This is a genomic window from Pseudanabaena biceps PCC 7429 (assembly GCF_000332215.1).
In the GTDB taxonomy this organism is placed as follows: domain Bacteria; phylum Cyanobacteriota; class Cyanobacteriia; order Pseudanabaenales; family Pseudanabaenaceae; genus Pseudanabaena; species Pseudanabaena biceps.
Map to the genome: position 1 here is coordinate 1 of NZ_ALWB01000180.1, position 10,870 is coordinate 10,870.

The 10,870-nt window shown below is 43.8% G+C and carries 8 protein-coding genes; 6 read left to right on the forward strand and 2 right to left on the reverse strand.

Features of this window, described 5'->3' with window-relative positions; genetic code table 11:
* Positions 1 to 216: 216 nt before the first annotated feature.
* From PSE7429_RS17205 to PSE7429_RS17220, 4 genes are all read left to right on the forward strand, one after another.
* Positions 217 to 2,490 carry an NACHT C-terminal helical domain 2-containing protein gene (locus tag PSE7429_RS17205; RefSeq protein ID WP_009628568.1) on the forward strand — a complete coding sequence of 758 codons (2,274 nt, stop codon included), beginning with the start codon at positions 217 to 219 and terminating at the stop codon, positions 2,488 to 2,490.
* Positions 2,491 to 2,570: 80 nt separating this feature from the next.
* On the forward strand, positions 2,571 to 2,795 hold the full coding sequence (locus PSE7429_RS17210) for a hypothetical protein (RefSeq protein ID WP_009628569.1): 225 nt from the start codon (positions 2,571 to 2,573) through the stop codon (positions 2,793 to 2,795).
* Positions 2,792 to 3,178, forward strand: a complete 387-nt coding sequence (locus PSE7429_RS17215; RefSeq protein WP_009628570.1) for a type II toxin-antitoxin system VapC family toxin — start codon at positions 2,792 to 2,794, stop codon at positions 3,176 to 3,178. The genes PSE7429_RS17210 and PSE7429_RS17215 overlap by 4 nt, the downstream gene beginning before the upstream one ends.
* A gap of 65 nt (positions 3,179 to 3,243) precedes the next feature.
* Positions 3,244 to 3,717: a hypothetical protein gene (locus PSE7429_RS17220; protein ID WP_009628571.1), complete on the forward strand. Its 474-nt coding sequence runs from the start codon at positions 3,244 to 3,246 to the stop codon at positions 3,715 to 3,717.
* On the opposite strand, the gene PSE7429_RS17225 is transcribed toward PSE7429_RS17220, so the two are convergent.
* Positions 3,694 to 3,891: a hypothetical protein gene (locus PSE7429_RS17225; protein ID WP_052017739.1), complete on the reverse strand. Its 198-nt coding sequence runs from the start codon at positions 3,889 to 3,891 to the stop codon at positions 3,694 to 3,696. The two genes, PSE7429_RS17220 and PSE7429_RS17225, sit on opposite strands and share 24 nt — an antisense overlap.
* 301 nt (positions 3,892 to 4,192) lie before the next feature.
* Here PSE7429_RS17225 and PSE7429_RS17230 point away from each other — a divergent pair, with 301 nt between their 5' ends.
* A complete protein-coding gene (locus PSE7429_RS17230) occupies positions 4,193 to 6,550 on the forward strand; it encodes a CHASE2 domain-containing protein (RefSeq protein WP_100228974.1) in 2,358 nt (785 codons plus the stop codon).
* Between the two features lie 268 nt (positions 6,551 to 6,818).
* A complete protein-coding gene (locus PSE7429_RS17235; RefSeq protein WP_009628573.1) occupies positions 6,819 to 8,852 on the forward strand; it encodes a thioredoxin domain-containing protein in 2,034 nt (677 codons plus the stop codon).
* Positions 8,853 to 8,898: 46 nt separating this feature from the next.
* Here PSE7429_RS17235 and PSE7429_RS17240 read toward each other — a convergent pair whose 3' ends face one another.
* Positions 8,899 to 10,266 (reverse strand): cation:proton antiporter, encoded by a 1,368-nt coding sequence (locus tag PSE7429_RS17240; RefSeq protein ID WP_009628574.1) that lies wholly within the window; start codon positions 10,264 to 10,266, stop codon positions 8,899 to 8,901.
* Positions 10,267 to 10,870: the final 604 nt, after the last annotated feature.

Genomic DNA, 10,870 nt, shown 5'->3' on the forward strand with positions numbered 1-10,870 from the left:
ATTTCACGCTTGGACTGGTTAACACTGCATCCATTAAGTCAAATATTGCATCTCTTCCATTTCCTAAAAAATTATATGCCTGTTGACGAAAGTTCTGTAGTTTATCAATAATCATGACTGTAGATGTGCTTTTTCTTTTTCTTCTACTTTAGGCAGTTTGTATCTCTTTTACTCTGCCTTTTTTTCCTTTTTTAGTCTAAACTCCAGTTAACTGATTTGGCTCGTAAGTACGAGTTGTCACCTGAACAAGAGGAAGTATTTTTGCTTTGGTGGGGCAATGGTAAGGATGATCGCGAGATATCGGAACAACTACACGTCACGGCTGAGGCAATCCGCAATCGCAAGACTGGAATTTATGCAAAATTTAGTATTGGAGGTGCTGGGGCAAAGGCGATTAGGTTGCGAAAATGGTTAGATGCTGAGGCGAAAAAACAGAATGTGAAAGCTGATCTTCAACCTGATCACAATCTCGATTTGTTAGTCCAAGAGGTGAAGCAAAAAATCGCGGCGGATGTGACTGATCGCTGTGGGACGATGCGGGTGTTGGATATGACGCAACCTGTCGATCTGGATCGGATTTATACCGATGTGAATATCATTAAGGAAGTGACTGGGCGGCGGCGGATTGGCTATGACGAGGTGATGGAGGTATGTACCCGTGAGCATTTTGATCGCTTTTTAGTGGGGACGATTAAAGAACGGGTGGCAGGTTTTGAGGCGGTTGAAGAATTTCAAAAGCTGGTGGTGTTGGGTAAACCGGGGGCAGGAAAAACCACGTTTATGAAATATTTGGCGATGTCTTGTCTCGGCAATCGGTTTCATGGGGAACTTGTACCGATTTTTGTGACGCTGAAGGCTTATGCAGAGGAGAGGAGACAGCCATCGCTAGAAAATTACATTTTGACGGAATTTGAAAAGCGCAAGGTATCGCAGGATGTAGCGAAACAGTTACTAGATAACGGTAAGGCGTTGATCCTATTGGATGGATTGGATGAGGTGAAGAAAGAAGATGATCGGCGGGTTAAGCAGGATATTGATCAATTTTCGAGGGATTGGCTAAAAAATCGGTTTGCAATTACCTGTCGGATTGCGGCGCGAGAATATCAGTTTGAGAAGTTTACAGAAGTTGAAGTTGCGGATTTTGATGATGGGCAGATTGAAACCTTCGTGAATAATTGGTTTCGGGAGAGGGATGCGTCAAAGGCGGAACGGATGTTAGAAAGATTGGAGGATAACGAATCTGTCAAGGAATTAGCCACAAATCCTTTGTTACTGACGCTGTTGTGTTGGGTATTTGGAGAGGGCAACGACTTCCCGCCAAAGCGATCAGAATTGTATAAAGAAGGTTTGGAAGTATTGATGAAAAAGTGGGATGCGAAGCGGAATATTGAACGGGAGATGATTTATCAGCATCTTTCACCGCAAAATAAGGAGGATATGCTGGGACAGATTGCTTTTAATACCTTTGTGAATGGTGAATATTTCTTTCGGCAAGAGGATTTGCAACGCCATATTAAGGACTATATCTGCAATCTCCCTGAAGCTTCCGCCGATTCTGAGGCGTTGCGGCTGGACAGTGAGGTGGTGCTAAAGGCAATCGAGCATCATCATGGGTTGTTAGTGGAGAGAGCGAGAAATATCTATTCTTTTTCTCACTTGACTTTTCAGGAATATTTTGCAGCGCGAGAAATTGAACGAGAAAGGCATTTTGAAATATTGATGCAACATATTACCGATCCTCGATGGAAGGAGGTATTTTTATTGACTGCGGAAATGTTGAGGCGATCAGATGATTTTGTGAAGATGATGAAGATACAAATCGATGATCTATTAGCAAGAGATAAGAATTTACAAGCATTTTTGCTTTGGGCTAGTCAAAAAGCAGATTCAGTGAATACAGCAAATATAACTGCTGCTGTGAGAGCTTTTTACAATTATATCGTGGTTTACTCATATGCTGTTGATCATAGATTGTGGGACATTGATTTTGATGCTGCTACAAACCAATGTAAATCTCTTACTTATTCTCTCGATCCTAATCTTGAATCAGCAAGGCAACTGGAAATGGATCTAGATTTCGATCTTACTTTAGCTATCGACCGAGATTTGGAGCATGAAATACACTTAGGAGAGCCTGAACTGGACTTTGAACGTGCCTTCAACTGTGCTGTTGATATGAATGATGATGATATATTGATACATTCTTTACAATTGCTCAGTGATCAATTACCAGATATAGAAGAAAATCGAAAAAAGTTTTCTCAATGGTGGCAAATTAATGGATATATTTGGAATCAACAGCTTCGCCAAGTGTGTATTGATCGCCGCAATATCGGTCACAATTGGCAATTTACTAACGAGCAAGCGGAACTTCTCAATCAATATTACGCAGCCAATCTCCTCCTTGTCGAGTGCATGAACCGCAGCTACGTCAGCAAACAAGTCCGCGAAGAAATCGAATCAACGATGCTGTTGCCAAGTAAAAAGTAAAAAGGCAAAAGGAAAAAAATAGGCGATCGCGCTAAAATAATTGCATCGGCAACATGAAATCTTGCAAGGGAGACGATTATATGCCATTAAAAGAACTCTTAAATGAAGCTAAGAACTTAGACCTTCAAGAGCAAATTCAACTAGCTACACAATTATTGCAATGGGTAGAAATAAAAATCAATCAAAAGCCTCAAGACTCGTCATCCAAACGCTTACGGCAAGCAGGACTAGGTTTAGGAGCTTGTATATTTACGGCTGACTTTGACGATCCATTACCCGACGAATTCTGGCTCGGAGAAACATGAAATTATTACTAGATACCCACACTTTTATGTGGTGGCATAGCGACCCAGAATATATTCCTAAAAATACCCTGACCTTACTTCAAGATCCCGACAATGAAGTAATTCTTAGCGTGGTCAGTCTATGGGAAATGCAAATCAAAATTCAATTAGGAAAACTTACTCTTAGAGACGATCTAGAACTCATGCTAAAGATTCAGCAGGAGCAAAATAATATCAGCCTAATATCTGTAACGCTTCCTCATATTCTAGAATTAAAAACCTTACCACTACACCATAAAGATCCCTTTGATAGAATTCTCATAGCTCAGTCTAAAGTTGAAAATGCAACGTTAATTAGCCGAGACTCAGTTTTTAAAAATTATGAATGTTCTTTGATTTGGTGATGGTTATTTATAGGAAAGCAACAGTCCACCGAACCACTCCACTATAGCTTTTCAGGAAAATAAAAATGTCTAATGTAATTGAAATCAAATATCAGGATAGCCAAGGCACATCAACCATTGAACTGATTGACCTATTAAACCTGATTGCACAAGACAAACAACAACTTGTCTGGTCAATTTTAGATCTCGAAGCGATCGGCGACATCAGCACGATTTGGGAAAGAGGCATCCTCGATTTAGAAGCAAACATCAAATTCCTACCCCAAGGATTAATCTTGAGTTGGCAGATGCTATTTCAATTAGCCCAAAAATTCGATCAAGTAATTAATACCGTCATCGTTGGTTGTCAAGAAGTATCTAAAATTCCATCTTTAGAACCAAACGTAGATCTAGATGAACCTTGCGAAATCGTCTTAGAACTAATCGATAGCTCAGTTTGGCGCATCTACACTAAAGACAAACTGCTACCTGTCAAACTCGCATTGGTCACTCCAGAGCCAAGTAATGTTCGTCAATTAGAAGCGATCGCTAAAGCTTGACACTAATCGCTTTGCACCTAAAATCGTTTTCAAAGTTGCCTTATAGTTAGTGGACAAATTGCGATCGCCATCACCACAGCCGATAAAACCACTTCGCTTTAACAGGAAAGCAGGATCGCGCTTTTGCTCTTGAAGATATTGATAATAAAAAGCGATCGCCTGTTTAATAGTCACTAAGTTTAAGAAACCATTTAAGAATTGGATAGATCCCCCCAGCCCCCCTTAAAAAGGGGGGAGAATTAAATTCTTCCCCTTTTTTAAGGGGGATTGAGAGGGATCTCTTAGAGTTTTTGACCACAGAAAGTAATTCTTAAATGGTTTCTAAGGCTATGGCGGTCTTATACCAAGTTAAGAAATGGCTAAGCCATTTCTTAACTTGAAAACCCTTACTAGGTTTAGTTTTTAATTCACAAAAGTGTTGTCACACTTTTGTGAATTGGTATTACCTCAGCGAGAACCTACTTTGAGAAGTATTTTGAAAAGTATTTTATGGAAATGGCGTGGCATCGCGATCGCTGCTCCCACAATTTCAATGATCGCGATCGGACTGCGATTGATAGGTGCTTTAGAACCATTAGAACTTAGTCTGTTCGATCAGTTCTGTCGGTGGCGATCGCTTGAGCCTGAAGACAAGCGCATTGTGATTATTGGCATCGATGAAACCGATCTGCGCCAATATAAAAAATGGCCGATCGACGATGCCTTACTCGCCAAATTCCTGAATAAAGTCCGCCAACAAAAGCCCCGTGCCATCGGTTTAGATCTGGCTCGCGATTTTCCCGTAGGCGAAGGTTATGCCCAATTAGAGGAACTATTTAAAACTACTCCGACCTTGATTGCTGCCATCAAAAAAGCCGATCTAATGGATGCAAATTATGCTGTATCGAGTTCCGATATCAATCCTCCCCCTGCTTTGGCAGGCACCGATCGCCTTGGGGCAATCAATCTTCCCGTTGATGCTGATGGACGTATTCGTAGGGGTTTGCTCGCGCTCCGACTTCCTGACGGCACAACTACCCCTAGCTTTGGTCTACAGCTAGCCTTGCTTTACCTAGATGGGGAAAAATCGGTTCCCTTTGAGCAAGCTTTGACCCCACCACGCCTCAAAAGCAATGATGGTGGTTACAGCCATGCCGATGTAGGTGGGCATCAATTCATCATTAATTTTCGCCAATCGCGGCATGGTTTTCGATTTGTCAGTATGACGGATGTGTTGGAAGACCGAATACCACCCGATCTATTGAGCGATCGCGTAGTGATGATTGGAACGACAGCGGTTAGTTTAAAGGATTTATTCTTTACGCCCCTCGATAATGGTATTGGCAGCAGCCGAATTCAGACTTCGGGCATAGAAGTTCACGCTCAGATTGTCAGCCATATCCTCGGCAGTACCCTTGATGGCAGACCAAGAATTCAGACTTGGGATAAACCTTGGGAATGGTTGTGGATTTTTGGATGGTCACTAGCTGGTTCGACCCTGATCTGGCAATGGCGTAATGTCAGGGTTAAGGATCGAGAAATTCAGATCTTGGTGATGCGCTCTCTGAGCGTGCTACTACTGGCGGGAAGTTTAATCGGCTTCTGTATAATCGCCTTTAACTATGGCTGGTGGCTCCCCTTCGTACCTGCGGCGATCGCCTTTTTTGGCGGTGGCACGATCGTCACTAGTTATTTAGCGATTACGGCGGCCCAAATTCGCACTTACTTCAGTCGCTACCTAACCGATGCCGTCGTAAAAAGTTTATTAGAAACTCCTGAAGGGCTGAAACTAGGTGGCGATCGCCGCAAAGTGACAATCCTCATGTGCGATCTGCGGGGCTTTTCCACCATTTCCGAGAAATTGCCCCCTGAAAAAGTGGTGGAAATTTTGAATGTCTTTCTCGGTACGATGACCGAGGCGATCGCACCCTATGAAGGCACAATTGATGAATTTATTGGCGATGCGATTTTGGTGTTATTTGGTGCGCCAATCCATCGTGAAGATGATGCGGCGCGCGCCGTGGCAAGTGCGATCGCTATGCAGTTGGCAATGCGATCGGTGAACGACAAACTGACGCAGATGCAATTGCCTGAAATTGCAATGGGTATTGGCATTAATACGGGGGAAGTGGTCGCTGGGAATATTGGCTCGCAATCCCGTGCTAAATATGCCGTAGTTGGCAATCACGTCAATCTCACGGCTCGAATTGAGTCCTATACCGTGGGCGGACAGATTTTGATTTCGGAGACCACCTATCATGAGGTGCAGGACATCGTTAAAATCAATGGCTCGATGGAAGTCGAGCCCAAAGGAACTTCACAACCCATATCCATCTACGATATTGCGGGGATTAATGGGAAATATAACCTAGAACTTCCTTCTCTTAGTGCCTCCCTCCAAGTATTACCCACACCTATTCCCATTACCTATCGTATTTTAGAAGAGAAGCATTTAGGTACAGATATTTTTGAGGGCGAACTGCGGCGACTTTCTCCCTATGGGGCAGAGATTTTCTCCGATCAGGATGTTCCTATTTTAAGTAATCTGAAAATTCATCTTAAGATTAATGAACAAGAGGGAGAGGCGATCGCCATTGAAGGGGAAATTTATGCCAAGGTTTTAAAGCATCAAGCACCAAATCCCAAGACGCTCTTAGCACAGGGACTCTCTGAATCAATGACTGAAAGCTCAGTAACTGGAAGCTTAGTAACTGGAAACTTAATATTAGAAAACAAACTCACCATCGGTGCTATTCCCGAACAGCGATCGCCCCCGACTCATTACATTTACGTCCATTTCACAACCGTACCCAATCACCTCAAAGCATGGCTCCATGGGCAGAGCGGCAAGTAATTGCCAAAAATTTCTGTAAGTCAGGACGAACCCAATAGAGGGTTGCGGCGCAAAGCGCCGCAACCCTCTATTGGGTTCGATTTTTGTCCTAATATTACTGACTATAGCTATACATAAACCCCAAGAATTGACTGGCGGCGCTTCGCGCCGCCAGTCAATTCTTGGGGTTTGATTTGTCCTAAGTCAAGCGACTATAGCTATAATTTGCGAAACAAAGAGTTAGACTGGTTAAACTACCTTTACCTATTTTCGCTTTCCATTTTGCCCTATGCCCAATCGTCTCGCGCAATCGCAAAGCCTCTATCTTCGCAAACACGCTGATAATCCGATCGATTGGTATCCTTGGGGGGATGAAGCCCTAGAAAAGGCGCGAGCCGACAATAAACCAATTTTTCTGTCCATAGGCTACTCTAGCTGCCATTGGTGCACGGTGATGGAGCATGAAGCTTTTTCAGATACCGTAATTGCAGATTACATGAACGATCGCTTTGTGGCGATCAAGGTCGATCGGGAAGAACGTCCCGACTTAGATAGCATCTACATGCAAGCCGTCCAAATTATGGGAGAAAGTGGCGGCTGGCCGCTAAATTTATTTTTAGCTCCCGACGATCTAGTTCCCTTTTATGGGGGGACATACTTTCCGATCGAGCCGCGCTATGGTAGACCTGGTTTTTTGAGGGTACTTCAATCAATTCTGGAAATTTATTACGAACGCAATCATGACATTCAAGAATATAAAGATCAGATCGTTCGCAATCTCCATCAAGTCAATAAACTCATTCCCGTCCCCATCATCAGTGATGAGGTGTTAGCCCATGGGATTGCTAAATGTGCCGAAGTAGTTACCAATCGGGATTATGGTACTTGTTTTCCGATGATTCCCTATGCTAACTTCCTATTGATGGCAAGTCGGTTTGAACCTGAAGAAGTGACGCTGAAGAATAAGGCTCGCCAACGGGGACTAGATCTAGTCCTAGGTGGAATTTTCGATCATGTGGCGGGAGGATGGCATCGATATACCGTCGATCACACTTGGACAGTACCCCATTTTGAGAAGATGCTCTATGACAATGGATTGATTATGGAGTATGTGGCGAATCTCTGGCTCTCAGGATTAAAGGAACCTGCGATCGCCCGTAGTTGTGAATTAACAGCTACATGGCTGCAACGTGAGATGCTAGCCGAGGAAGGCTGCTTCTATGCTTCTCAAGATGCTGATAGTGAAGGAAAGGAGGGCAAGTTTTGGGTGTGGAGCTATCCCGAACTGAAGAAGATATTTAGTACTACCGAACTCGAAACCTTAATTCAGGAATTTACGATTTCGGTGGCTGGTAACTTTGAAGAAACGAATGTTTTGCAACGGAAACATCATGGAGAACTATCGCCAGAGGTAGAAGCCTGCTTAACCAAGCTATTTCGTCTGCGCTATGGTGAATATTCCCGTCCTACGGATGCTTTCCCCGTCGCGCGAAGTCAAGTGGATATTCGCGAAATTGATTGGGAAGGGCGAGTTCCTCCCATAACCGATACTAAGGCGATCGTAGCTTGGAACTCAATGATGATTTCAGGTTTGGTGACTGCCTATCGCGCTTTCCAAAAGCCAATTTACAAACAACTTGCAGTTAATGCGGCGAAATTTATTCTAGAGAACCAATGGATAGAAGGACTCTTGCAAAGAATCAATTATGAAGGGCAAGCGACGGTAGCAGCACAGTCAGAAGACTATGCGCTGCTGATCAAGGCTCTGCTAGATCTGCATCAAGCCATTCCCGAAGAGGCAAATTTTTATTTACAACAGGCGATCGCCATCCAAGCTGAGTTCGATCGCGACTTCTGGGATGTGCTTTCTGGCGGCTATTTCAATACTACGAGCGAATCGAGTCAGCATTTGCTGTTGCGAGAACGCAATTATCAAGATAATGCAACTCCTTCCCCTAATGGCATTGCGATCGCGAATTTAGTCCGTATTGCCAGCCTAACCGAAAAATTAGACTATCTCGATCGGGCTGAGTTAGCACTCAAACGCTTTGGACATGTGATTACCAATAGCCCCGTAGCATGTCCTAGTTTACTGGTTGCCTTTGATTGGTTTCGCAACCATACATTAGTGAGGACAAATCCAGAGCAATATGCCTATCTCGATCGCCAATATCTACCTGCGGTCATGAAGCGTATCGATAAAAATTTACCCAATCCTCAAGCGATCGCCATGGTTTGCCAAGGCATGGCTTGTCTTGAGCCTGCCATGAGTCAGGAGATCTGCGATCGGCAGCTACAGCGCAGTACCACAAGGGTAAAGTAAAATAATGTTGGCGCGCTCTGTGCGGCAACACTATTTTACAAGACTGCTATCCTTCGGCATCATTTTGGGCGGTTTTACCAAAGGCAATCCGCAGAAATGGCGGTGCGAGGAACGTAGTCAGAATCACCATAATGATGATGGCTACTTCCAAGGGTTTATTAATTGCACCACTAGCCGTACCAATTCCTGCAAATACTAGCCCCACTTCCCCACGGGGAACCATCCCAATCCCGATCGCCAATCGATTAATATTCTCCTGTCCAAATACAACCCAGCCTGTGACGATCTTGCCCGCGATCGCCACTAACAATAGAAAAATGGCAATAAATAAACCGCTGCGATTTTCGGGGATCATGGGATTGAGAACGCTGAGATCGGCTCTAGCCCCTACAGTTACAAAGAAAATAGGTACTAATAAGTCGGCTACAGGTTTGATCAATTCATCTAATTCATTGCGCGCGTCCGTTTCATCTAATACCAGCCCTGCGGCAAAGGCTCCTAAGATTGCCTCTAAGTGAATGGCATTACCGAGAAATGCCATGAAATAGGCAAAGATAAAGGCGGGAATTACAATATTTCCCCTTGTTTTGAGCTTGTCAACGAGGGTAATAAAGGTCTTATTAAAAAATCCCCCTAAAAGAACCGAACCAAATAGAAAAGCGATCGCACTCACTAACAGGATCGACACTTTTTGAATATCCACCTCCCCTGTCTTCGCTAAACTGGCGACTACAGCCAAAACAATGATGCCCAGAACGTCATCGATGACTGCGGCTCCGACGATAATTTGTCCTTCCTTAGATTTTAGTTGCCCTAGTTCCGCCAATACCTTAGAAGTGATCCCGATGCTAGTAGCAGTTAGCGCTGCACCAGCAAAAATGGCAGGAATCGCCGCCACATGAAAAAAATACATTAGCCCTGCTGTCCCTGCGGCAAAGGGAACTGCTACGCCAACAAAGGCAACGGCGATCGCCTGTACCCCGACTTCTTTGAGTTGCCGCAAATCCGACTCTAAACCGATTTCAAATAGCAGAATAATTACTCCTAGCTCGGCGAGAACGGAAATCACTTCACTTTGAGATATGAAGATGCGATCGATGGCTGCGGGAGTGAGCGGGTTAAGCGCCTGTAGTGCGGACATAACCAGCGAGTCTGCCGCCGTAAGCCCACCTTCGGGGAAAATCACTAGCCGTAAAACCGACACGCCCACAAGTACCCCAGCCACCAATTCCCCCAAAACAGGCGGTAAGTCTAAGCGTTTGGCAATTTCACTGCCAACCTTACTGGCAAAATAAATAATCACAAGGGTCAGTAATACTCCCGACAAAATTATGGGAGCATTCTCTGCTTCGGCAGTGGCAAGCAAGGTCATACTTCGCGGTAGACCTTGGGCGATCGCATTGATCGAGAGCATAGGCTATTGTCCTTAAAATTTTAATTGGGCTTTTAATTGGGATTAAGTAGCTAAGAGCGTACCGCCCGCTACGCGGGCAGTACGCTCTCTGGTTTTGTTTTTTAATTATTTATGCTGAACTACTTAGTTTGGCGCTTTTAAGTAGCTAGTCATAATTAGAAACCAGAGTCAAGAGCTATAGCGCACGCTATCTTGGGTTTTATATTTAATTGCGCCTATCTCAATTTACTGGGAACAACGAAAAACCTCTATTTTTCTATTTTGAGGATGCATGACAGCAATTACGTTGCACATCCTGCGGATGGTACTTTAGTCATAACTCACAATTTATTTAACGTCAGTTCGGGTTAAGCTGGCAAATTTTAAATTTTAAAAGCTCAAGAGTAAAAGCCTTGCTAAGCAAGGCTTTTACTCTTGAGCTTTGAGAGAGGGTTTCAAATTATCCCGAACTCACATTATTTAGGATTGCGACAACAACAAAGAGCTGTAAGTAATACCAAATCACAAAATGGCTACGCCATTTTGTGATTTTAAAACCCTTATTGGGTTTGGTTTTTAATTCCCAAAAGTGTAGCTACACTTTTGGGAATTGGTATAACTGGGC

Coding starts and splice junctions, on each gene's coding strand:
- PSE7429_RS17210 (WP_009628569.1), top strand. CDS start 2,571: ATGCCATTAAAAGAACTCTTAAATGAAGCTAAGAACTTAGACCTTCAA.
- PSE7429_RS17220 (WP_009628571.1), top strand. CDS start 3,244: ATGTCTAATGTAATTGAAATCAAATATCAGGATAGCCAAGGCACATCA.
- PSE7429_RS17240 (WP_009628574.1), bottom strand. CDS start 10,266: ATGCTCTCGATCAATGCGATCGCCCAAGGTCTACCGCGAAGTATGACC.
- PSE7429_RS17215 (WP_009628570.1), top strand. CDS start 2,792: ATGAAATTATTACTAGATACCCACACTTTTATGTGGTGGCATAGCGAC.
- PSE7429_RS17235 (WP_009628573.1), top strand. CDS start 6,819: ATGCCCAATCGTCTCGCGCAATCGCAAAGCCTCTATCTTCGCAAACAC.